Raw genomic sequence first — 23908 nt, 5'->3', positions numbered from 1 at the left:
AACCGTTGATGTTTATCCGTCTGGCCATGACTACCGTCGCGTCCGTCTTGCTGCTGTCCGCTTGCGGCGCGTGGCAGACCGTTTCCGACTCGACATCGAGCGCTTATCAAGCCGTGTTCTACAAACAGGTGAAGGTACTCGACGTCGATCTGTCGGCACGCGAAGCACTGAATCCCGACGATGCCGGACGCGCGACGTCGGTCGCGGTGCGCGTGTACCAGTTGAAAGATCGCAAGCTGTTCGACGGCGCATCGTACGACGATCTTCTGAAGAACGACCGCACCGTGCTCGCGCAGGACCTGCAGGACAGCATGGCGGCCGCACTCAATCCAGGCGCGGCCGCCAGCCTGTCGCAACCGATGAAGGCCGACACGAAGTATGTGGCCGTCGTCGCGTTCTACCGGAACCCGGGCGCGGGCAACGGGTGGAAATACGTGGTCGAGAAAAAGAAGCTCGATGCGGACAAGCCGTTGAAGCTCGAAATGGTGGATCAACTACTGATTGCGGAGGGTCAGGCTCGTCCATCCCCCTGAAACGCCACCGACTCGCTCACGCCGCGCCACTGTGCATCTTCCGCGGCCCGCGAGCGCGCGGCGTCGGCGGCAACGGCCACCGCGTCGCTGCCTAGCAGCAGGCGCAACGGCGCGGTCGCGGAACCGGCAATACTGATCAGCACGTCCGCAACGCGCGTCGGGTCGCCCGGCTGCTTGCCGTCGCTCGCACGCAGCCGCGCAACGACCGGCTCGATCACCGGTTTGTACGCATCGCTGATCGCCGGCACCGTCATCGACGTACCGGCCCATTGCGTACGCATCCCGCCCGGCTCGGCAATCGTGACCTTGATGCCGAACTCGCGCACTTCCTTTGCCAGCACCTCGGAGAAGCCGCCGACCGCCCATTTGGCCGCCTGATAAGCGCCGAGACCCGGTCCCGCGACGCGCCCGCCAACCGACGAAACCTGAATGATGTGCCCGGAGCGCTGCTGACGCATCACCGGCAGCACCGCGCGCGTCACGTTGCACACGCCGAAGAAATTCACCGCGATCTGTTCATGCAGTTCGTCGTCCGTCAGATCCTCGATCGCGGAGACGTTCGCGTAGCCGGCGTTGTTGACCAGCACGTCGAGGCGGCCGAACTGGGCGACCAGCGCATCGACCGTTTCGCGCACCGCGCGCGGATCGGTCACATCGAGTTCGAAAACGCGCACCTGCTTGCCGTATCGTTCGGCGAGGTCCGCGAGCCGGCTTGCGTCGCGCGTCGTCGCGCCGAGATTGTCGCCGCGCGCGAGAACGGCTTCGGCGAGCGCGCGCCCCAAACCGCCGGTACAGCCGGTGATAAACCACGTTGCCTGAGTCATCGTGCTTTCCTTTTAAAAGAGTCGATAGCTGGAACCGCTATCAAAGCATCGCCGCGTATCAGGCGTATTTCCGGTTTGTATCGGCGTGTATTAGCGGCTGCGACACGTGCGGCACGACGTTTCATTCCATCCGCAAAGCGGCGCCGAGTGCGCGCAGCAGATCGGCCTCGCTGAACGGTTTGCGCAGACAGTCGACCGCCCCTTGAGCGATCAGCTTCGGGCGCTCGGCGCTGTCGCCGTGAGCGGTGATGAAAATCACCGGAATAGGGTAGCCGCGCCGTTGCAATTCCCGATGAAGCGCCGGCCCGTCCATGCCCGGCATCGCGATGTCGAGAATCAGGCAGCGCGTCGCGTGCAGATCGCCGGAGTCGAGGAACGCTTCAGCGGAGCAGAATGCCTGCACCGCAAAACCGCATTCGGTCAGCAGGTCGGGGAGCGATTCGCGTACGGACTCGTCGTCATCGATCACCGCCACGAGCAACTGCGCGCTCATCGGCGGCTCTCCTTCGCGTCGGCAACCAGTGCGTCACGCTGCTCGGCGCGGCTGGCGGTGTCGCCCGAAACCGCGCGGTCCGCGTCGGCGCACGGCGGCATCGCGAACACGAAGCACGCGCCGGGGCCGTCGTTCGCGACCGCCCACAACTGCCCGCCGTGACTTTCGATAATCGAGCGGCTCACCGACAACCCGATGCCCATCCCCGCACTCTTGGTCGTATAGAACGCTTCGAACAACCGATCGGTATCCTGACCATCGAAGCCGGCGCCGTTGTCGCGCACCGCGAGATAAACGCGGCCGTCCGCATCGATACCGGTCTGCACGCACAGTAGATGCGGGCGCCCGGTTACCGCGTGCATCGCATCGGCGGCGTTCAGCAGCAGGTTGACGATCACCTGCTGCAATTGCACGCGGTCGCCGCTGACCGCCGGCAGACTCTCCGCGAATTCCGGCTGCAATACGACGTTGTGCCGTTGCAGTTCGCCCAGCAGCATCGCGATCACTTCGCGCGCCGCCTGATTGAGGTCGACCGGTTCCGCGCAATTGCCTCGCTTCGCGAACATCGCCCGCAAGCGCTGGATTACATCGGACGCCCTGTGCCCGTCGCGTATCGTGCGGCGCGCGGTCTCGCGCGCGCCGTCGAGATTCGGCGGCTCGGCGGCCAGCATCCGCAGGCAGGTGCTGGCGTTGGTGACGATGCCGGCGAGCGGCTGATTCACTTCGTGCGCGATCGACGCGGTCAGCACGCCCAGACTCGCCACCCGCGCGACATGCGTGAGTTCGGAGCGCACCTTGCCGAGCGTTTCCTCCGACAGCCGGCGCTGCGTAATGTCCTGCAATGCGCCGATGTACTCCAGCTCATCGTGTTCGTTTCGTGTCGCATGCGCGACGAGATGCACATGCTTGACCCGCCCGGGCGACGTGGCCAGGCGGAATTCGTGCTCGAAGTCGCGGCCATCGGTACGCTGCCGTCTGAGTACTTCGTTGAGGGACGGCAGGTCTTCCGGGTGAGTGCGCGAAAAGATCAGTTCGAAGCCGGGCGCGAGCGCCGTGTCGAGTTCGGCGATCCGGTAGATCTCCTCGGACCAGATGATCTCGTCGGTATCCACGCGCCATGAGAACGTGCCGGTCAGACTCAGCCGCTGCGCTTTCGCGAGAAACGCTTCGCTCTGTTTCAGCGCGGCTTCCGAGCGCGCGGATTCGATCGCGATATTGGCCAGATGCGTAAAGCGGGCGATCAGATTCTCGTGCGCATGATCGGGCGTGGTCGGTTGCCGATGCATGATCGACAGCACGCCGGCGACCGTCCCGTTGGCGGTCCCATTACCGGCGGCAATCGGCGTCGACCAGTTCGAGCGGATCCCGTGCGAAGCCGCCAGCGAACGCCACGCGGACCAGCGCGGTTCGTGCGCCAGATCGGGCGCGATGATCGGCAGGTTCGCGAGCGCCGCCAGCGCGACCGGGTCGGCCTGCGCATCCGCCTCGCGACCGACGATCCGCTCCACCAGTTCAGCCGGCACGCTCGGCGCGGCGCCGGCCTGCAGGTGCAGTACCGGCGCGCCGTCGGGCGACGGTTGCGAGCGGCGCGGATCGATCAGCACGATGCTGCACAGCGAGCCGTCGAGGATCGTTTCGATCAGCCGGCAGACCGCGTCGAGCACCGGCGCGAGCAACGCGCCGCCGGCCATCATGCTCAGCAACTGCTTCTCTCCGGCGAGCAGCATTTCGGCCCGCTTGCGGTCCTCGATATCGGTATTGGCGCCGTACCATTTCAGCAGTTGGCCGGCCGCGTTACGCTGCGGCATCGCGCGAATCAGGAACCAGCGATACACACCGTCGTGGCGCCGGAGCCGGGCCTCGTATTCGCCCGGCTCTCCCGACTTGATCAGCGCCTGCCAGTAGATCGCGAGTCCCGCCGCATCGTCCGCATGAACCGCGGAGGTCCAGCCGAAACCGCTCGCTTCTTCGCGCGTCATGCCGGTGTATTCGCACCAGCGCTGGTTCAGGAAGTCGACGCTGCCATCGGCCGCGGTGCTCCATACGAAGCTCGGCACCGCGTCGATGATGTCGCGCATCCGGTCCTCGGATGCGCGCACGTCGGCGAGCGCCTGTTCGAGCCACAGCTGCGAGCGCATCCGCTCGACCGTGATGCTGGCGATCTGCGTGAGCTGGCCCAGCAGCGCGAAGTCCTGCGTGACCGGCGAGCGCGACCGCTCGAAATACAGCGTGAACGCGCCGAGCAATTCACCCGACGCGGCGGCGACCGGCATCGACCAGCACGATCTGAAGCCGTACGACGCCGCGTTCGCGGGCCAGTCTGTCGACGCCGCGTGCGTGGACGCGCACAGATCGGCCGCGATGATCGGCTCCCGCAGACGGACGGCGGTCGGCCAGGAATCGCCGCCGGGCTCGCCCGCATCGTCGTAAAGCGCGGCGACGAACGGCGACGGCAGCGAAGGCCCCACGGCCAGTTCGATGCGCCGGCCGCTCGTATCGAGCAGCATCGCGCCGCAATAGCAGCCGCCAATCGTGTTCTCGACCAGCCGGCAGAATGCATCGAGTACGTCGGGACGCGTGCGATCCCGCGCGACCAGTTCGAGCAACTGCTTCTCGCCGGTCAAAAGGCTCTCGGCGCGCTTCGCCTCGTCGATATCCGCATCGACGATAAACCAGCGCACGATCCGCCCATCGCTATCCCTGAGCGGCAGGCCGCGCACGTGAAACCAGCGGTATTCGCCGTCCGCGCGCCGCACCCGGTGCACGAATTCATACGGCTCGCCGGTTTCGACCGCGCGGGCCCAGCAGGCAATCGCCGCCGGCAGGTCGTCCGGATGCACGGTTTCGGCCGCCTTGTAGCCTTTCAGATCTTCCTGGGTGACGCCGAGATAGTCGAGCGAAAAGCGGTTGAAGTACTCGGCGCCGCCGCTCACATCGGCGAGCCCGATAAAGGCGGGAATGCTGTCGACGATCGCGCGCAAATCGATCTGACGCAGGTCCGCCGGTTCGAGGCTCGCTTCCAGTTCGTCGATATCGGTGCCGAGTCCGTACAGCTTGACGGTGCTGTCGTGCGCGTCGGCCACGCCACGCGCGCGCAACACGAAGCGGCGATAGCGGCCGTCGCGACGGCGCAGGCGCGCGATGGTTTCGGTCGTGGCGCCCGCCGCCGCGGCCATCCGCAAGCAGGCGAGTACTTCGTGCAGATCGTCCGGGTGAACGATCGCGGACCATCCGGAAGCGACGGCCTCGCCGGGACTTTGCCCGCTGTATTCGCACCACGCGTGGTTGACGTTATCGATGCGTGCGTCGGCCAGCGCTGTCCACACCAGGCCCGGCAGCAGATCGGCGACGCCGCTGAATTCGTTGTTCATGCTTTCTCTCTCGGCGGTCGCCGGCACACGAGCATGCCCCATCCAGCAGCGGCGGCCCATCATACTTTGGTATTGGTGGCGAGCGTCGACGCGCGGGCCGCCGAACTGCGCGTAAACGCAAACCGGGCCGATCCTCGCTACCGCTTCGCGGTCTTCGAGAGATCGGCCCGGTTGGGTCGCTCAGGATTCTCCAGTCGGAGTCCTTACTTTGCGCTCACGTCCTTCGCCTGGACATCGATCGTGGCCGCGTTGGCATTCGTGGCCGGTGCCGGCGTATCGCCCATGCCCTCCTTGAATGCCTTGACCGCGCTACCGAGGTCGGAACCGGCGGTACGCAATTTCTTCGTACCGAAAACGAGTGCCACGATCGCGAGAACGATGAGCCAATGACCGATGCTGAGACTTCCCATATCACACCTTTAATCGAGAAAAATGCTGAACCTGTAAGAATTGCGCACTGACTCTGTGCCGATCTTCGCGGTTTGACAAGTCATGCAGCCGACGCGGATTCTGCCATAAAAATCAAAGCTTTATATGTCCCTGTTTGCACATTGAACACACTGCCGGATAGCGCGGAAATTATTACCCGGAAATTATTTTTTGCCTATTCCAATTCCAGCGCAGCTTGGTTGGCCGCGATGCCGCAAACGCGTTCGAATGATCGACTGGCCCAGGATCAGGTCCCGTAATTGCTACCGAAGTGCGTTTCGAAGCCCGCATTAAAAGTGCGCTGTGTGATCGATCCGCACTGGGGCCCGCCAATACGCCAATGCTATTGCCAACGTCGACGCCCGCGTCGTCCTCACCTGGTCCGCCGATGCCATTCCGTTACGCTCCGCCGTTTTCCTTTCCTCTGACGCACTGCTATCGCCGCGCTGTCGTATCCGCGGCCGCCGCGCTGGCCCTTGCCGCGAGCGCCGGCGTGAACGCGCAAACCGCACCGGCGCACGCACCGGCCTCCACGCCGGCGCAATCGGCCGTGCCCGCCGCGACGCTGCCGGCCTCGACCATCGATGCGCTCGCCGCCAGCAGCGCGAACGCGCAGCGCGCCGCCAACGCGGATCACGCGCAGCCGTCGCCGGTCGTGCCGACGCCGCCGTCGGAGTTGTACGGCGAGCTCTACCGCGACGTCGAACTCGCGCATCTGTATCCGGACAGCAAGACGTTCGCCGACATGGTGCCCAACGCGCCGCCGGCCCAGCTCGTCGCCGACTACAACAGCGCGCGCACGCAGCCGCAATTCGATCTGAAGCAGTTCGTCGACCGGCATTTCACGCTGCCGTCGCGCGCCGCGAAGCGCTATGTGTCCGATCCGGACCAGAACGTCACCGCGCACATCGATACGTTGTGGAACGTACTGCGCCGCGATCCGGATGCGAGCGCGAGTCCGTATTCATCGCTATTGCCGCTGCCCGCGCCGTACATCGTGCCGGGCGACCGCTTCGACGAAATCTACTATTGGGATTCCTACTTCATCATGCTGGGGCTCGACGCGAGCGGTCAGCACGCGCTGGTCGACGACGAGCTGAAGAACTTTTCGACGTTGATCGACCGCTATGGCCACATTCCTAACGGCAATCGCACCTACTATCTGAGCCGCTCACAGCCGCCGCTTTTCGCGCAGATGGTGCAGCTGGTCGCGCAAAAGGAAGGCGATCAGGTCTACGCGCGCTATCTGCCCGAGCTGCGCCGCGAATACGCGTACTGGATGTCCGGCAGCGGCGGCGTCAAGCCGGGCGAAGCCGCGCACCATGTGGTGCGGCTTGCCGACGGCACGCTGCTCAACCGCTACTGGGACGAACGCGCGACGCCGCGCGACGAGTCGTATCGCGAGGATGTGCTGACCGCACAGCAGATCTCGCAACGCGATGCGCAGGACCTGTGGCGCAATCTGCGCGCGGGCGGCGAAACCGGCTGGGATTTCAGTTCGCGCTGGTTCGCCGACGGCAAGACGCTCGCGACGATCGACGTGACGTCGCTGCTCCCCGTCGACCTGAACAGCCTGATGTACGACCTCGAACGCACGCTCGCGAAGGCCTACCGCGTGACCGGCGACGCGAGCCACGCGGAGAACCTCGAACAACGCGCGCGCGTGCGCGCCGATGCGATTCGCCGGCTGCTGTGGGATCCGCAACTGCACGCGTTCGGCGACTACGACTTCGTGCATCGCGCGCTCACGCACCGGCTCAGCGCCGCGACCGTGTATCCGCTGTACGTCGGCGTCGCGAATCGCAACGAGGCGCGCGAAGTCGCGCAGACGCTCCGCCACGGCCTGCTGCGTCCCGGCGGCCTCGCAACCACGCAGACCGACACCGGCCAGCAATGGGACGAACCGAACGGCTGGGCGCCGCTGCAATATCTCGCGGTAATCGGGCTGCGCCGCTACAGCGAGCCGGACCTCGCGCGCGAGATCGCGACGCGCTGGATTCGCACCAACGTCGCGTACTTTCAGAAGACCGGCAAACTGGTCGAGAAGTACGACGTGGACGCGAACGACAAATCCGCGGGCGGCGGCGAGTACCCGCTGCAGGATGGTTTCGGCTGGACCAATGGGGTGTTGCGCGTGCTGATGCAGCTCTATCCGGAGGCGGTGAGTTCGACGAAGCCGGCCGATCTGCCGGGCGGCGCGGCGGGGGTATCGGCTGCGGCGTCAGCGGCGGCGGCCGCGCCGCAGACCTCGCACAGTACCTCGCCGGCGCGGCGTTAGGCGAGTTGATCGCGTGGGTCGATCGCGTCGATCGCCTTGGCCGCGACACCTGGAAGTCCGAAAAATCGCGGCAGGTACTGGCGATACCGGGATGACCGCTTGACTGCCTGAGCGCGCCGCGAGCCGCTACGATGCGTCGGATAGCTCGAACGGACATTCGTCCCCGCACAGAAGATCTCGAAGATGAATCGCAAGCTCGATACCCCATCGGTTGAACCGGTGCCGCCGCAGGCGCGGGTCGCCCCACCGGCCGACGACGAAGCCACCGCGCACTGGCAGCGCAATCTCTGCGTGTGCGTGTTCGGCTCGTTCACCACCATCGTCGCGATGACGCTGCTGCTGCCGTTCCTGCCGCTGTACGTCGAGCAGCTCGGCGTGAAGGATCACGCGGCGATCGTGCAGTGGTCGGGCGCGGCGTTCGGCGCGACCTTTTTCAGCGCCGCGCTGGTCGCGCCGCTGTGGGGCAGGCTCGCGGACCAGTACGGGCGCAAGCTGATGCTGATCCGTTCGAGCCTCGGGATGGCGGTCGCGATGTCGCTGATCGGCATGGCGCACTCGGCCTGGCAACTGGTCGCGCTGCGGTTGCTGGCGGGATTGCTCGGCGGCTATGCGTCCGGCTCGATGATCCTCGTCGCGACGCAGACGCCGAAAGAGCGCTCGGGCTGGGCGCTCGGCGTGCTGTCGTCGGGGATCATGGCGGGCAATCTGGTCGGCCCGCTGGTGGGAGGGTTTCTGCCGCCGCTGATCGGCATTCGCGAGACCTTCTGGGCGGCGGGCGCGGCGATCTTCGTCGCGTTTCTCGCGACGCTGTTTCTGATCCGCGAAACCCCGGTCCGCAAGCGCGGCGCCCAGGCGTCGAAGCAGGGCGCGTGGGCGCAGGTGCACGACAAGGCGCCCGCCATCGCGATGCTCGCGACCGGTTTGCTGCTGATGCTCGCGAACATGTCGATCGAACCGATCATCACCGTCTACGTCGCACAACTTACCAAACCGCAAAACGTGACGATGATCGCGGGCTTCGTGATGTCGGGCGCCGCGCTCGGCAGCGTGATCTCGTCGTCGCGGCTCGGCAAGCTGGCCGACCGCGTCGGGCACTGGAACGTGATCATCGGCTGTCTCGCGGTGTCGGCGGTGCTGCTGATCCCGCAAGCGTTCGTCACCGCGAGCTGGCAGTTGATCGCGCTGCGCTTTCTGATGGGTATCGCGCTGGGCGGGCTGCTGCCGTGCATCGCGAGCGTGATCCGCCATAACGTGCCGGCGAGCGTGGCGGGCGCGATCCTCGGTTACTCGATTTCGTCGCAATACGCGGGGCAGGTGGCCGGGCCGCTGTTGGGCGGTTTTGTCGGCGGACATGTCGGGATGCGCGCGGTGTTTCTCGGCACCAGTCTGCTGCTGGCGCTCGGCGCGTTCGCGAACTGGCGGATGAAGGTGGCGAGGGTGGCCGCCGACGTAGCCCGGTAAAAGAACATTTCCTCAGGTATTCCCAATACAACGAACGACAAAGTCGATATACCTGAGCGCGCTGAACGCCTTTGATTCGTGTTCGCGTCCTCGCCGCGCTATCGCGCGCTGACGCGGATCCATCACCGCATCGGACCTAAGGGTTTCTCCAGAGCCGATCCCAATCCGTGGAGATTTAGGCCGAAAACGTTGAGGTCGCCACGTCTCGCGGCGCTATTCGTCCCATCATTCGCTCTGCAAAATGACAGCGTGACCGCAAGCGTTTCCGCGTGCCATCGATGATCCACCATCGGTAAAACCGACGACCACCCACCGGTATCCACGCACGTTTGACCGCCGCCGATACCGATAGCCAATAACAGGGACCGTGATGAAAAACGTCTGGCTGGTATCGCATCCGCAATGGTTCGGCACTCGACGCAACGCGCTCGTTGCGTTGCCGGTTGCCGCAGTCGTGTGTGCCTGTTTCGCGCCGTCGTATGCGCAAGCGGCAGGTCCGGCAGGTCAATTACCCAGCGGCGGACATTTCGTGGCAGGCAGCGGCACGATCGCCGGCAACGGCTCGACGCTGACCATCAATCAACCTGGCGGCAACGCGGTCGTCAACTGGGACAGCTTTTCGATCGGCAACAAGAACCGCGTCGAGTTCGCGAACGGCAACGGCGCGACGCTCAATCGCGTGACCGGCGGCTCGCCGTCGGCGATTCTCGGCACGCTGACCGCGACCGGCAGCGTGTATCTGATCAACCCGCAGGGGATCGTGATCGGCCGCAACGGCGTGATCACCACCAATGGCCGCTTCGTTGCGTCCACACTCGACGCGGACCCAACCGCTTTCATGAACGGTCAGCCGTTGGCGCTCGCCGGCAATTCGACCGCAAGCGTCGTCAATCTCGGCAAGATCGCGTCGAGCGGCGGCGATGTGTTTCTGATCGCCGGCCAGGCGGTCGAGAACCGCGGCACGATCAGCGCGCCCAACGGCACCGCCGAACTCGCGGTCGGCAAACAGGTTCTGCTGCAGGACTCGTCATCGGGCAAACAGGTATTCGTGCAGGCGGGCGACGGCGGCACGCTCACCAACCGCGGCACGATCGAGGCCGCGCAGATCAGCCTGCAAAGCGTCGACGGCAATATCTACGCGCTGGCCGGCAAGCACGAAGCGCTGCGCGCGACCGGCACCGCAACCCGCGACGGTCACGTCTGGCTGGTCGCCGATCAAGGTCATCTGCAGGCAGGCGGCGTGATCGCCGCGCCGGGCGGCACCGTCGACATGAGCGCGGCGACGTTCTCGTTTCCCACGCACGGCACGACCATCGACGCGCGTCAATGGAACCTCGCCACACCGGGCCTGACCATCGACGATGCGACCGCGAGCGCGCTGATGCAGGGGCTGAACGCGGGCACGTCGGTGAACGTGCGGACCACCGGGCTCAACAGCAACAGCGGCGACCTCAACGTCGCGTCGAGTATCGACTGGCAGGGCGGTGCGTCGCTCACGCTCGCCGCCTATCGCTCGCTGACGGTCGGCCAGAACGCGACGATCGCGAATCAGGGCAGCGGCAATCTGACGTTGCGCGCGGACGCCGCGAGCGTCGACAACGCCGGCTCGATCGCGAACCAGGGCACGCTCGACTGGTCGCGCAGCACCGGCATCGTCAACGCGCTGTACGACATGAACGGCACCTATAGCGGCGGCACGCTGAGCGCCAATCCAAACTGGACGCCGGCCGCCGCGAGCGGCCAGCTCACGCAATTCACCGCGTACAAGCTGGTGAACAACGTGAACGACCTCGAGAACATCCGCCAGGACCTCGCCGGCAATTACGCGCTCGGGACCGACATCGACGCAATGGGTCACACGTTCATACCGATCGGCAATCACACCACACCGTTTACCGGCCAGTTCGACGGCATGTGGCACACACTGTCCAACGCCACTTTCCAGATCGCCGATTTTCATCAGGACTACTCGTCGGGTCTGTTCGGCGTAGTCGGTCAGGGCGGCGTGCTGCGCGATGTCGGTGTCGAAAACGGCTCGGTGCGGGAAAGCTCTCAAGGCAGCGGCATTCTCGCCGGCGTGAACCAGGGCGTGATCGCCAATGCGCATACGAGCGGACGCGCGGGCGAGATTTACCAGGACGGCACGACCTTCGGTGGCCTCGTTGGCGAGAACGATGGCACGATCGAGCGCTCGTGGAGCAGCGCGACGGTCTCCGGCTCCAGCGCGAATGGCGGACTGGTCGGCTATAACCGCGGTTCGATCTCGCAGTCGTACGCGACGGGGGCGGTCAGCCCGGTCTTCTCGACCGGCTTCGGCGGCGGCCTCGTCGGCATCAACGACGGCACGATCGGCCAGTCGTTCGCGACCGGCGCGGTGCAAACGCGCAGCATGCCGACCCACGGCGTGATCGCGTTCGGCGCGGGCAGCGTCGCGCCCGACGTGTACTGGAACACCGAAACGACCGGCCAGCCCGTGAGCGGCAGCAAAGACCTGCCACCCGCCAACGGTTTGACCACCGCGCAGATGAGCGATCAGGCGAGCTTCGCCGGTTACGACTTCGGGCCGAACGGCGCGTGGCTGATGCCGGCCGGCGCGACGCATCCGGTGTTGCGGCAGGCGGCGGGTGAATAGACGCGTCAGACCCGCGAGTCCCGCTCAGCACGATCAACGCGATCAACACGGCAACGGCGGGCTCAGCTTGCATAACAGGCGGCACCACGCACATGCAACGACGCAGTCGCGCCCCAAGCGCGGCGCGCGCGTGACTAGCCATTTCCATTGGCTGCTCATCCTGCCGTGCGTCGCGGCGCTGCTGCACGGTGCGCCCGCCGCGGCCCAGGCATGGCGCGACGTCGCCCCGCAACCCGCGCCGCAGACACCGCGCGGCGGGCCGGCGCAACCGTCGTCGCAGGCGCCCGCCGACGCTGAGCGGATCGCCGTCGAACGGCTCGCGGGACTCGTGTTCGAAGCCGCGGGCACATCGGCAGCGACCGCGGCAGCGCCGACACCGCAGCAACGTATCGTCGCGAACGACCTGCCGGTACTCGATCCCGCGTTCTTCCAGCAGTTCGCGACCGACCTCGATAAACCGCTGAGTTTCGGGCGCCTCGCCGAGATCCGCCGCGCGGTGGTCGAGCATTACCGCGCGGCAGGGCAACCGCTCGTCGATGTCTATGTGCCCGAGCAGGACGTCAGCGCGGGCGTGGTGCGGATCGATGTCGCCGAATTCAAACTCGGCCAGGTTCGCGCGAGCGGCAACCGCTATTTTTCGAGCGCGCTGCTCGAACGCGAGATGCCGCTCGCGGCCGGCGCACCGATCCCGCAGTCGGACGTTTCGTTGGGCCTCGCGGTGCTCAATGCGAATCCGTACCGGCGCGTCGACGCGGTCTTCGCACCCGGCGACGCACCGAACACCACCGACGTGCTGCTGCAAACCGAAGACCGCCTGCCACTGCGCGCGAACATCGGCTACGACAATGCGGGCGTGCCGGACCTCGGCCGCAACCGCTTTTTTGCGGGCCTCGGCTACGGCAACCTGTTCGGTCTCGATCAGCAGATCGCCTATCAATTCACGGCCAGCGACGACCTGTTCAGCGGCAATCCGGATATCCCGGGCCGCAGCAATCGCACGCGTTTTACCGCGCATGCGCTGAGCTACACCGCGCCGCTGCCGTGGCTCGACAGCATCGAACTATTCGGCGTGTACGCGCAAAGCGCGCCGCGGCTGCCCGACGCGTATGGACAAACCGGTATCTCCGCGCAGCTCAGTTTCCGCTACGACCTGCGTCTGCCGACCATCACCAACACGACCCAGTTGCTGCAATTCGGCTACGACTACAAGCGCAGCAACAACGACCTCGAATTCGGCGGCTTTCAGGTGTTCAACTCGAACACCCATATTCATCAGTTTCTGCTCGTGTACGACATCAGCAAGCCGACCGAAACGGGGACCGCGCATGCGTCGGCGACGCTCGTCGCGAGTCCCGGCGCGTTCGATCGCGACAATCGCGATGCCGCGTTCAACGCCGCCCGCCAGGGCGCGACGGCCCGTTATACGTACCTGCAATTGAGCGGGGCGGGCGGTTTCGCGGTGGGCGCCGGTTTCACGCTGATGGCGAACGGGATGTTTCAGTGGACGCCCAATACCTTGTTGCCGAGCGAAGAAATGGGGCTCGGCGGCGAATCGAGCGTGCGCGGCTACGACCCGTACGTCGTGCTCGGCGATCGCGGCTGGAACTTGCAAACCGAGTTGCGTGCGCCGGCGATCTCGTTCGGCGCGAGCGATGCCGTCGTGCAACCGTTCGTCTTTTTCGATGCGGGGCGCGTGTGGAACCGGATCGACCAGCCGGCCGAGAACAATCCGGGACTGCTTGCCGGCGTCGGCGCCGGACTGCGCTTTCGCTGGTCGCGCCATGTCGATTTGCGTTGCACCTATGGCGCGCCGTTGCGCGCGCCGACGCCCGGCGGTTCGAAGTCGCCGACAGTACTCGTTTATCTGTCGATTGGGACCTGAAACGCGGCACCGATGTGTTAGTTCGACGCCGACCGACCGTCGCCGGAAAGCGCAGCAGAACGTGCTGCGCCGCAAAATCGTGGTGCAGACTGTGACGCCGAAGCAACACCGTGCGCAACTTCGCCTCGCGCCGATTCAAGCCTCACACTGCGATGTAATATTTATAGAAATCCGGCCACGCGAACCGTGTCGCATGCGTTATACGCTCACGGGCTTCAACGCGCGGAGGGAGGGGAGGCGGTAAAGGCGACCCTGGCGTTTCCCCGCAGCGATGGCGGCGCAACACCGGCATCAAGCTTGCTTGATGGATGTATCGGGTCCAAATGGACGGATGCGCTTCGGCGATCCATCTGAAAACATAGGCCCTTCAGTAGGAGACGATGATGAACCACCCCGAAAACAGTCACCCGCAGGAATTCCACGAAGCGGACACGGATGGAGTCAGCGGAGTTTATACGCCGTCCTATCAATTGCTGATGCACGAGCCGACCGTGCTGCTGGCCGGCAATCCGTATGACCGATCCGACGTCGCGACCGCGGCGATCCTCGGCTACAACTGACGACCGCGCAAGCTTTCTGACGCGACGCAAAAAACAAAGGCGGCTACCGCGCACGGTTAGCACCCGATTAGCGCGGTAGGTTCCGCGCGGTAAGTCGCGTGTCGGGCGTTCGCGAGACTTGCGTTGCATCCTTTTCGATGCAACGCCGGGCGCCCGCGAACCGCTCTGCGCTCTGCTTAGAACCGCGCTGCCGCGCCGGTCACCTTGAACACGCCGACCCGCTGCACCAGCTGCTCGGCCTGATCCTGCAGCGCACCGGCAGCGGCGGCGGCCTGCTCGACCAACGCGGCGTTCTGCTGCGTGACCTCATCCATCTGCACGACCGCGCGATTGACCTGCTCTATGCCTGAGTGCTGCTCGACCGACGCCGCGGTAATCTCGCCCATCAGGTCCGTAAGACGTTGCACCGCCGACACCACTTCGTCGATCGTGCGGCCCGATTCGTTGACCTGATCCTGGCCGGTCTTCACACGCCCGACCGATTCGTCGATCAGCTCCTTGATTTCCTTCGCCGCGGCCGCGGTCCGTTGCGCGAGCGTGCGCACTTCGCTCGCGACCACCGCGAAACCCTTGCCCTGTTCGCCGGCGCGCGCGGCCTCGACCGACGCGTTCAGCGCGAGGATATTCGTCTGAAACGCAATCCCTTCGATGGTGCCGATGATCTCCGCGACCTTGCCGGAGCTCTCCGAGATGTCGTGCATCGTCTGCACGACCCGTCCGACCACTTCGCCGGTCCGCGTGGCGACTTCCGACGCATTGCTCGCGAACACGCTGCCCTGTTTCGCGTTTTCGGCGTTCTGCCGCACGGTCGACGTCAACTGCTCCATGCTCGACGCGGTTTCCTGCAGCGACGCCGCCTGTTGCTCGGTGCGCGCGCTCAGATCGGTATTGCCGGTCGCGATCTCGCGGGTGGCGGTCGCGACCGCCTCGGAACCCTTGCGCACTTCGACCACGACCTTGCCGAGACTGTCGCTCATGTCCCGGAGCGCCGCGAGCAGGCGTCCGGTTTCGTCGGTGCTGGTCACGTCGATGCGTTGCGTCAGATCGCCCTGCGCGACGGTGGTGGCGATCCGCAGCGCGTCGGCGAGCGGCCGGGTGATGCTGCGCGTGATGATCCAGCCGAGCACCGCGCTCACGACCAGCGCCGCGACGCCGAGACCCGCCAGAATCAGGCAACTGGTTTCGGCGATCTGCGAAACCGCCGCCGTGGCCTTTTTGGTCCCCGTGACCTGGTACTGCTTGATGTCCTCGAGGGTCGCCGAATACGCGACGAAGATCGGCAGCAGATCCCGGTTCAGCGTTTCGATCGCTTGCGAGCGCAGCCCCTGCGCCTGCTTGTCGAGGATCGTCAGGATCACGCGATCGTAGTTCGCGCTGTGCTCGCGCAGCGCATCGCGCACGGCGGGGCGTGCGAGCGTTTTGAACAGCTCTTCGTTGGTGGCCTGCAGGCTTTTGCGAGCCGACGCGATCGCTTCGAGCGAGCGCTGCTGGACCGCTGGATCGTCGTTGAGCAGCAGGTTGCGCACCGCCACCGCGATCGCGCCGAGTTGGTGATCCGCCGCATTCGCATTGAGCAGGCGCGGCAGCTGTAACTGTTCGACGACCGACGCCTGGTTATTCAGGCGTTCGAGCATCGCGATGCCGATGCCGACGGTCAGGCCGGCCAGAAGCAATACCGCGACAAAACCCGCCGCGAGGCGGGTACCGATTTTCAGGTTCGAGAACTGCATGGTTTTAAGCTGGTTTTCTTGACTTCGCGGGGGGAGGAAAGGGGCGACGGCGGGCCGCGCCCGGATACTGGGCGTACGCGACGCAAATGATTTGTCGGCCTCTTTTCAGAAAACTGAAGGCTTTTCGCAATGGCCGAGGCAGGGCAGGTTGTCGCAGGGCGGGCGGTTGGACGGAGCGCCGCCCAACCGCCATCGTCAGCGCCGTTGTTACAGCTTTACATCGCCGCGCTCCGGCGAATCCGGCGCATCGCCGACACTCTCGCCGATGCGCAGATCGCCGCGTTCGTCGAGCGGCGCTTCCGCGCGGCGAGTCCAGTAAGGACGCGCGCGATAGTACGCATGCACGTGGGTGGCCCAGTCCGGATCGGCCATCGCCGGCCAGTGGTCCTTGTCGAAGCCCGGCGCCTGCCTGACCTGCTCGGACGACGCCGACAGCACGAAGCATTCGCGCGCGGTGTCGAGCGTCAGCGACGGCCACGGGATCGCCAGCAGCTTGCCGCCGATGCCGAGAAACCCGCCGCTCGCCAGCACCGCATACGCGACGCGGCCACCGCGCACGTCCAGCATGATGTCCTTGATCTTGCCGACGTCGTCGCCATCCGCGCTCAGCACGGTATGGCCGGCGAGCGTCGCCGCGGCCATCACATCGGGGCCCGGACCGTCGGCCGGTGCATCGGTCGTGCGCGCGAGTTGCGCATCGGTCTCGCTGATGGGTTGATTGGGCTGATTCATGGCAGGCCTCCTTGGTAGAAACGTCGCTCGATGAACCACGCGCGCGGGCCTCGATAAACGGGCCGGACGCGCGGCGGCGACATCAGGACCGACGCATCAGATGTGCCTGAAACGGATAGGCGCGGCAATGAGCGTCGTCCCGGCTTGCGGGTGTCGATTGCTCCGCCGATCATTCGTCGTAGTCAAGGAAGGCGCATGAGCCTCCAAACCCTATCGACGTCCAAGGAGAAACCGAATGCGTGTCATGGTGATCGTCAAGGCGAGCCCCGAATCCGAAGCCGGGCAGATGCCGAGCATGGAACTCATCGCGGCGATGGGTAAATACAACGAGGAACTGGTCAAGGCCGGAATCATGCAAGGCGGCGACGGGCTGAAGCCGAGTTCGGCCGGCGTGCGGGTGCGGTTTTCGGGCAAGGAGCGCACTGTGATCGATGGCCCGTTCGCCGAAACCAAGGAATTGATCGCCGGGTACTGGCTGTGGCAGGTGCAGTCGATGGACGAAGCGATCGAATGGGTCAAGCGTTGCCCGAATCCGATGGTCAGCGATTCGGACATCGAAATCCGGCCGTTCTTCGAACCCGCGGATTTCGGCGAGGCTTTTACGCCCGAACTTCAGGAACAGGAAAAGCAGTTGCGGCAACAGATCGACGCGCAGACGCGCTGAACCCGGTCGTCATGCTCCGCAAGCGGGCGCGCGGCCTCATCGTGCCTGCGTCCGCTGACCCAGCCCGTCCATTATCGTGTACCATCGCTGCAATATAGTAGACCGACTGGGGAGTCTTCAACATGGAAATCCGCGACGCGGGCGTGCCCGATCTCGAACGTATCACCGCGATTTACAACGACGCGGTGGCCAACACGACGGCCATCTGGAACGACAAGGTGGTCGATCTCGCGAACCGCTCGGCATGGCTCGCGGATCGTCAGAAAGCCGGCTATCCGGTGCTGGTCGCGGTCGACGAACAGGGCGTGACGCTCGGCTACGCGTCGTTCGGCGACTGGCGCGCGTTCGACGGCTACCGTCACACCGTCGAGCACTCGGTTTATGTGCATGGCAACGCGCGCGGCAAGGGCATCGGCCGGGCGCTGATGCAGGCGCTGATCGAACGGGCGCGCGCGATCGGCAAGCACGTGATGGTCGCCGGCATCGAGGCGAACAACGCCGGCTCGATCCAGCTGCACGAAAAGCTCGGCTTCAAGCACGTCGGCCGGATGAACGAAGTCGGCATGAAGTTCGGCAAGTGGCTCGATCTCGCGTTCATGCAACTGACGCTCGATTCGCGTCCGACGCCGGACGCGGCGAACGTCCGCTGAACCCGGCGCGCCGCCAGCTTCGATGTGCCGGCGCGCGCCTATTCGGAACCAGACCGCCGGCGGGTTAGGCCCGCTGCTCGCTGACCGCCGAGCGCCGCGCCCTGATCGCCGAACGGCCGACCGCTAGCAGCAAGACTGCGAGACAGCGCGGCGCCCGCAAGCACCACGCTCGCCTCCGTCAGAACTTGTGCCGCATCCCGACGCGGACTACCGCCTGCTTGTTATTCGCCGACGCGGACGGTCCGTTAATCGCAGCCACCGCCGCATTGCCGGTCGAATCCGTCCCCGACGCCTGCTGATAGACGCCGATCAGATACACGTCGGTGCGCTTGGACAGCAGATAGTCGACGCCCGACGCGATCTGGTTATAGGTCGCGCCATCGTGTCCGCCGACCGACGCGCCGCGCGTGTAGTTGTACGCGACGCCCCACAGCAGCAGCGGCGTGAACTGGTAGCGGAAATTGACCTCGACGTTGTTGAACGCGGCGGTCCCGCTCAACCCGTGCGGATTGGGCCCCGACGACAGATCCCCCAGATTGCGAAAGCGCGTGTTCGAGTAGACCACGCCGGCAGTGGCCGGCCCGATGGTCCACGCGGCGGCCGCGGCCGCAACGGCCAGCGACTGCGCCGACGCATAGCCCGAATAAACCGGCGACACCATATTGCTGCCCGGCACGCCGTTGACGACCGCGGCCGGGCTGCCGGTATTGCCGTAGAACCCGGTGTTCGGGTTTTGCACGTCGAGATACCCGGCCGCAAGCGACAGCGCGCCGCCCACGTAGCCCGCCGACAGCGACCAGATCCGGTTGCGCGCGAAGTTGCCGGCCACGCCGCCCGGGCTGAACATGCCCGCGACCGTGAAACCGCCATAGGTGTTGCTGGTGTACTTGATCGCGTTGTTGGTCGAGTTGGTGTTGTTGATGTTGTCGAGGTCGCCCGGATGCGCGGCCATATAGCCGCCCCATTGGCCCGCGCCTTCCATCGTGCCGAGCATATCGACGTTGGTGTCGTACTGGCGGCCGAGCGTGAGCGTGCCGTACGGCGACGACATCCCGACGAACGCCTTCTTGCCGAACAGCAGGCCGCCTTGCGCGGCCTTGCCGGTGCTCGCATCGAAGCCGTTTTCCAGCACGAAGATCGTCTTGAGACCGCCGCCGAGATCCTCGGAACCGCGCAAGCCCCAGCGGCTTTGCTGCATCACGCCGCTCAGCAGACGCACGGCGCTGTGGCCGGACACGCTGCCGTTGGCGTTGGTGGTCGCGGCGTTGCTGAAATAGCTCAGGCCCTGATCGACGATCCCGTACAGCGTGACGGAGCTTTGGGCGTATGCGAACGCGGGTGCGGCGGCCGCCGCGCAAACTGCGAGAAGCGATTTTTTCATATGGTTTGACGCTCGGATTGAGATTGCACGAACAGGCGCGCGCCGCGCGGAGCGGGCACGCGAAAGACCAGCCGGCCTGGAGTAGGCCGTCTGGGGACAACGGAAGTGGAGGGGGGCGCCGTGAACGGGGGCGTTGCTGTACGTTGCCGCTGTACGTTGCCGCTGTACCCCGCCGCTCAGCGCTATAGGCCCTGTTATGCGCCGGTCAGCGGCGGCCTGATCCAACTGCGCGCGCTAGCCTGCTCGTACGCATGGCCCAGTTGCAGCACGCCCCAGTCGTCGCGATAACGGCCGGCGATCTGCAGGCCGATCGGCAAACCCGTCGCGCTGAAGCCGCACGGCACCGCGAGCACCGGCGCTTCGGTCGCGGACAGATACCAGCAGATACGCATCCAGTCGATATACGACGTGTATTGCTCGCCCATGAACGACGCGGGCCAGCGCAGCGACGCGTCGAACGGATGCATCTGCGTGGCGGGCAGCACGTAGAACGGATGCACGTTCATGAACGCGCGCATCCGCTGGAACAGCGCGGTCTTGCGCACGAACATCTGGCCGAGATCGGCCGCGCTCAGCGAGCGGTGCAGCCGGCATTCGTCCTCGATCTCGGGCTTGAGCAACGACTGCGCGTCGGCGTCGAGCTGTTGGACCAGCGTGCCGACCATCCACGCGCGCTCCATCCGGAACACTTCCTCGGCGTCCGCGAGATCCGGGTCGGCGAACACGACTTCGCAGCCGAGGGCTTCGAACACCGCCGCCTGCGCGTGCACCGTGCGGCGGATTTCCGGGTCCACCGCGAGCCCCGCGAGACTCTCCGAGAACGCGACCCGCACCCCACGAAAATCGCGCGCCAGCGGCCGCGCGAACGTCGCGCCGGGCTCGCCGAGTTCGGTCGCGGTTTCGCCGCTCGGGCCGGCGATCGCGCTGAGCAGCAGCGCGGTGTCGGCGACGTTGCGCGCCATCGGACCGTCGACGCCGAGCGTCGCCCAGCCGTTCAGATCGGGCGCGCGCGGCACCCGGCCCGGCGACGGCCGCAGGCCGACGACGCCGTTCCACGCGGCCGGATTGCGCAGCGAACCGCCCATGTCGCTGCCGCATGCGAGCGGATTCATCCCGGCCGCGAGCGAGGCCCCCGCGCCGCCGCTGCTGCCGCCCGCCGATTTGCTCAGATCCCACGGGTTGCGGGTGACGCCGAACACGTCGTTGAACGTATGCGAGCCCGCGCCGAATTCGGGCGTGTTCGATTTGCCGATCATCAGCGCGCCCGCCGCATCGCAGCGTCGCGCGATCAGCGCGCTCTGCTCAGGCACGTGATGCTCGAACACTTTCGAACCGTAGGTGGTGCGCACCCCGCGCGTCGCGGTCAGGTCTTTCTGCGACACCGGCAGCCCGTGTAATACGCCTTGCCATTCGCCGGCCGCCCAGCGAGTGTCGATCTGCCGGGCGCGGGCGCGCAGTTGTTCGCTGTCGCCGAGCGTGACGAGCGCGTTGACTTGCGGATTGACCGCGGCGATGCGGGCAAGGTGGGCATCGAGAATCTCGAGCGCGCTCACTTCGCGCTTGCTCTGCAGGTCGAGCAAACCGAGCGCGGGCAGTTCGCATAGCGAATCGATGCCGGTGGCGCAATGAGCGGTAGCGGAAGAAGCGGTAGCGGAAGAAGCGGTAGCGGAAGAAGCGGTAGCGGAAGAAGCGGTATTCGGCGTGTCGTACATGGCGGTTTATTTCGTCGGGACAGATTGAAAGAAGAGCGGCGGCGCGGGTGCGGCGGTCGTTCAGATTTCCTCGTTGGATCGTTCGCGGATGAACGCGAGCGGCACCAGCGAAAGCACGCCGCAGACGATCACGTACCAGGCCGGCGAAGTCGGCTCGCCGGTCGCGCCTATCAGCCAGGTCACGATGAATTGCGCGAAACCGCCGAAGATCGATACGCCCGCCGCATAGGACAGCGACAGCCCGGTCGCGCGGGTGCCGCGCGGAAACAGCTCGGGCAGCAGCGGTCCGGTCGCGCCGGCATTGATCGAGTGCAACGCCGCAAGAGCGCAGACCACCAGATAAAGCGTGACGATCGACGGCTGATGCGTGATCGCGACAAAGCCCGGCAGGATCAGCAGCGTGAGCAACACCCGCGAGATGAAGGTCACGCGCTTGCGGCCGAAGCGATCCGACCAGCTGCCGCCGATCGGCGCCATCACCAGCATCACCGCGCCGGACAGAATCCCGCACCACATCGCCGTATCCATCGGCAGATGCAGCACTTTGATCGCGTAGGTGGACATGTAGTACAGCACGATGAAATGAGCCGAGGTGCCGCCGATCACCAGCAGCAGCGCGAACAGCAGTGGCTTGCGGTCGCGCGTCAGCACCGTGCGCAGCACGCCGTGTCCGGCTTGCTTGGCCTCGTCGGCCGGCGGCGCGTCGTCGCCGATGCGCGAGCGCAGGTACAGACCGAGCGGCGCGATCAGCACGCCGGCGAGAAACGGGATGCGCCAGCCCCAGCTTTCGAGCGCGGCCGTATCGAGAAAGTGCGACAGCAGAAAGCCCACCAGCGAACCGGCGAGCGCGGCGCCGCCCTGACTCGCGAACTGCCAGCTGGTGATGAAACCGCGCCGGCCGACGCTCGCGCGCTCGGCGAGCAGCGTGGTCGCCACGCCGACTTCGCCGCCCGCCGAGAAGCCCTGCAGGATCCGCGCGGCGAGCACCAGCAGCGGCGCGGCGATGCCGATCTGCGCATAGGTCGGCGTGAGGCCGATCATGCCGGTGCCGAGCGCCATCGCGAGCAGCGTCATGTTCATCGCGGCGACGCGCCCGAAGCGGTCGGCGATCACGCCGAACATCATGCCGCCCAACGGCCGCGCGACGAAGCCGACACCGAACGTGCCCACCGACAGCAGCAACTGCTGTTGCGCGCTGGCGAGCGGAAAGAACAGCTTGCCGAGCAGCACCGCAAAGAAGCTGTAGACGGTCAGATCGAAGAACTCGAACGCGTTGCCGATCGTGGTCGCGACGATCAGCCCGCGGGTCGAGATGGAACTCGTGGGTGTCGCCGATGCAAGCGCGGAGGGACCTAGGGAGGTGGACTTCATGAACGGCATTCCTGTTTTGAGTGAATCGTTCGTCGGTACGGCGCTCGCGTCCGAGTGCGAGGTCTGCATGACCGGCTCGTGACGACAGGAAGAGTCTAGGAGGACAAAATAAAGTCACCGCTTTGCTTTTTCTGATTGTGATAACAGATGGTTATCGCGCGTGTAGGGATGGGCGGGAGGTTCGGGCTATGCCGCATGGTCCGGGCAGGGGCTCTGCGGTAGCATGGCCCGTTCTCGCGCCTGGGGGCTGCCCCCAGGATCCGTTCGTTATTCATCGCGGATTTTCAAACTTGAAGCACAACCAGCTACGCGCGCTCGTCGCGATTGCCGAACACGGCAGCCTGCGTGCCGCGGCGAAAACCGTCTGTCTGTCGCAACCGGCCCTCACCAAGGCGATCCGCGAACTCGAACAGGACCTCGGCGTGACGCTGGTCGCACGCAGCGCGCGCGGCGCGCAACTGACGCCGTTCGGCCGCGCGATCTATACGCGCGCGAAGCTGATCCTCGCGGAGATGCAGCATGCGCGCGAGGACGTCTACCGGCTCGCGGGGATGGAGGGCGGTGTGGTGTCGTGCGCGGTGACGCCGCTGATTTCGCTGAAGTACCTGCCGCGCGCGATCCGGATGTTCCGAAAGCGCATGACGATGACGCGGCTATCGGTGCAGGAAGGCTTTCTCACCCAGGCGATGGCCGGCGTGCGCGACGGCACGCTCGACTTCGCGATTGCGGTGCTCGACGAGAGCAAGCTGTCGAACGAATTCCAGTTCCGGCCGCTGCTCGAAGCGCGGCTGATGATCTCCGCGCGCAAGGGGCATCCGCTCGCCAACGCGCGCTCGATTTTCGAACTCGGCGGCGCGGAATGGATGTTGAACACGACGCCGGAAAGCATGGGCCGCGTGCTACAGGATTATTTCGTCGATATGGGCGCCGGCGCGCCGCGCGTGGTGATGGAGTGCAGCTCGTTCAGCGGCAGCTTTTCGATGTCGGCGAACAGCGATCTGCTGTCGTGCTGCCCGGAGAGTTTTCTCGAATCGCCCTGGTTCAACGCGGGGGTGGTCGCGGTTCCGGTCGAGGAGAATTTGCCGCAGATCACCGTCGGGATCGTGTCAAGGCGCGATGCTTTGAATACGGCGGCTTGTGATTATCTGATCGATTGTTTTGCGGAGGCGGTGGCGGCGTTGCCGTCGTTTGAAGGGGGGTGAGGG

18 protein-coding genes are annotated in these 23908 nt (G+C 65.6%); 9 read left to right on the top strand and 9 right to left on the bottom strand.

Features of this window, described 5'->3' with window-relative positions:
* The first annotated feature begins 8 nt into the window (after positions 1–8).
* Complete coding sequence (gene tssJ, locus BTH42_RS28560; protein ID WP_075304538.1) at positions 9–533, top strand: type VI secretion system lipoprotein TssJ; 525 nt, start codon at positions 9–11, stop codon at positions 531–533.
* Here the strand turns inward: tssJ and BTH42_RS28555 are convergent.
* The 4 genes from BTH42_RS28555 to tatA form a co-directional block, all read right to left on the bottom strand.
* Positions 512–1357: an SDR family NAD(P)-dependent oxidoreductase gene (locus tag BTH42_RS28555; RefSeq protein ID WP_075304537.1), complete on the bottom strand. Its 846-nt coding sequence runs from the start codon at positions 1355–1357 to the stop codon at positions 512–514. The two genes, tssJ and BTH42_RS28555, sit on opposite strands and share 22 nt — an antisense overlap.
* A gap of 121 nt (positions 1358–1478) precedes the next feature.
* Entirely contained in the window at positions 1479–1850 is a 372-nt protein-coding gene (locus BTH42_RS28550) for a response regulator transcription factor (protein ID WP_075304536.1), read from the bottom strand.
* Positions 1847–5221: a PAS domain-containing protein gene (locus tag BTH42_RS28545; protein WP_075304535.1), complete on the bottom strand. Its 3375-nt coding sequence runs from the start codon at positions 5219–5221 to the stop codon at positions 1847–1849. The genes BTH42_RS28550 and BTH42_RS28545 overlap by 4 nt, the downstream gene beginning before the upstream one ends.
* A 203-nt stretch (positions 5222–5424) precedes the next feature.
* Positions 5425–5631 carry a Sec-independent protein translocase subunit TatA gene (gene tatA, locus BTH42_RS28540; protein WP_075304534.1) on the bottom strand — a complete coding sequence of 69 codons (207 nt, stop codon included), beginning with the start codon at positions 5629–5631 and terminating at the stop codon, positions 5425–5427.
* Between the two features lie 407 nt (positions 5632–6038).
* Between tatA and treF the strand changes: the two genes are divergently transcribed.
* The 5 genes from treF to BTH42_RS35660 all read left to right on the top strand — a co-directional run bounded on the left by treF (position 6039) and on the right by BTH42_RS35660 (position 14463).
* Positions 6039–7928, top strand: coding sequence for an alpha,alpha-trehalase TreF (gene treF / locus BTH42_RS28535; protein WP_143752237.1), 1890 nt, complete (start codon positions 6039–6041; stop codon positions 7926–7928).
* 183 nt (positions 7929–8111) lie between these two features.
* Entirely contained in the window at positions 8112–9389 is a 1278-nt protein-coding gene (locus BTH42_RS28530) for an MFS transporter (RefSeq protein ID WP_075304533.1), read from the top strand.
* Positions 9390–9759: 370 nt separating this feature from the next.
* The gene (locus BTH42_RS28525) at positions 9760–12021 is read left to right on the top strand and encodes a filamentous hemagglutinin N-terminal domain-containing protein (RefSeq protein ID WP_075304532.1); all 2262 of its coding nucleotides are present in this window, start codon (positions 9760–9762) and stop codon (positions 12019–12021) included.
* 130 nt (positions 12022–12151) lie between these two features.
* Positions 12152–13903 carry a ShlB/FhaC/HecB family hemolysin secretion/activation protein gene (locus BTH42_RS28520; protein WP_075304563.1) on the top strand — a complete coding sequence of 584 codons (1752 nt, stop codon included), beginning with the start codon at positions 12152–12154 and terminating at the stop codon, positions 13901–13903.
* 383 nt (positions 13904–14286) lie between these two features.
* Positions 14287–14463, top strand: a complete 177-nt coding sequence (locus BTH42_RS35660) for a hypothetical protein (protein WP_178392255.1) — start codon at positions 14287–14289, stop codon at positions 14461–14463.
* A gap of 176 nt (positions 14464–14639) precedes the next feature.
* Here BTH42_RS35660 and BTH42_RS28515 read toward each other — a convergent pair whose 3' ends face one another.
* On the bottom strand, positions 14640–16193 hold the full coding sequence (locus tag BTH42_RS28515; RefSeq protein ID WP_075304531.1) for a methyl-accepting chemotaxis protein: 1554 nt from the start codon (positions 16191–16193) through the stop codon (positions 14640–14642).
* 207 nt (positions 16194–16400) lie between these two features.
* Positions 16401–16925, bottom strand: a complete 525-nt coding sequence (locus tag BTH42_RS28510; protein WP_075304530.1) for a PRC-barrel domain-containing protein — start codon at positions 16923–16925, stop codon at positions 16401–16403.
* 235 nt (positions 16926–17160) lie between these two features.
* On the opposite strand from BTH42_RS28510, the gene BTH42_RS28505 reads away from it, so the two are divergent.
* Both BTH42_RS28505 and BTH42_RS28500 read left to right on the top strand, forming a co-directional pair.
* On the top strand, positions 17161–17589 hold the full coding sequence (locus BTH42_RS28505; RefSeq protein WP_075304529.1) for a YciI family protein: 429 nt from the start codon (positions 17161–17163) through the stop codon (positions 17587–17589).
* Positions 17590–17711: 122 nt separating this feature from the next.
* Positions 17712–18239: a GNAT family N-acetyltransferase gene (locus tag BTH42_RS28500; protein WP_075304528.1), complete on the top strand. Its 528-nt coding sequence runs from the start codon at positions 17712–17714 to the stop codon at positions 18237–18239.
* A gap of 178 nt (positions 18240–18417) precedes the next feature.
* Here BTH42_RS28500 and BTH42_RS28495 read toward each other — a convergent pair whose 3' ends face one another.
* From BTH42_RS28495 to BTH42_RS28485, 3 genes are all read right to left on the bottom strand, one after another.
* Entirely contained in the window at positions 18418–19620 is a 1203-nt protein-coding gene (locus BTH42_RS28495) for a porin (protein ID WP_075304527.1), read from the bottom strand.
* A 194-nt stretch (positions 19621–19814) separates the two neighbouring features.
* Complete coding sequence (locus BTH42_RS28490) at positions 19815–21332, bottom strand: amidase family protein (RefSeq protein ID WP_075304526.1); 1518 nt, start codon at positions 21330–21332, stop codon at positions 19815–19817.
* Positions 21333–21392: 60 nt separating this feature from the next.
* Positions 21393–22703 carry an MFS transporter gene (locus BTH42_RS28485; RefSeq protein ID WP_075304562.1) on the bottom strand — a complete coding sequence of 437 codons (1311 nt, stop codon included), beginning with the start codon at positions 22701–22703 and terminating at the stop codon, positions 21393–21395.
* Positions 22704–22993: 290 nt separating this feature from the next.
* On the opposite strand from BTH42_RS28485, the gene BTH42_RS28480 reads away from it, so the two are divergent.
* Complete coding sequence (locus BTH42_RS28480; protein WP_075304525.1) at positions 22994–23905, top strand: LysR substrate-binding domain-containing protein; 912 nt, start codon at positions 22994–22996, stop codon at positions 23903–23905.
* Positions 23906–23908 lie beyond the last annotated feature (3 nt).

The sequence above is a fragment of the Burkholderia sp. SRS-W-2-2016 genome (genome assembly GCF_001931485.1).
Classification (GTDB): Bacteria; Pseudomonadota; Gammaproteobacteria; order Burkholderiales; family Burkholderiaceae; genus Paraburkholderia.
Note: the sequence above shows the minus strand (reverse complement) of the source record. Positions and strands in the feature narration are given on the sequence as shown.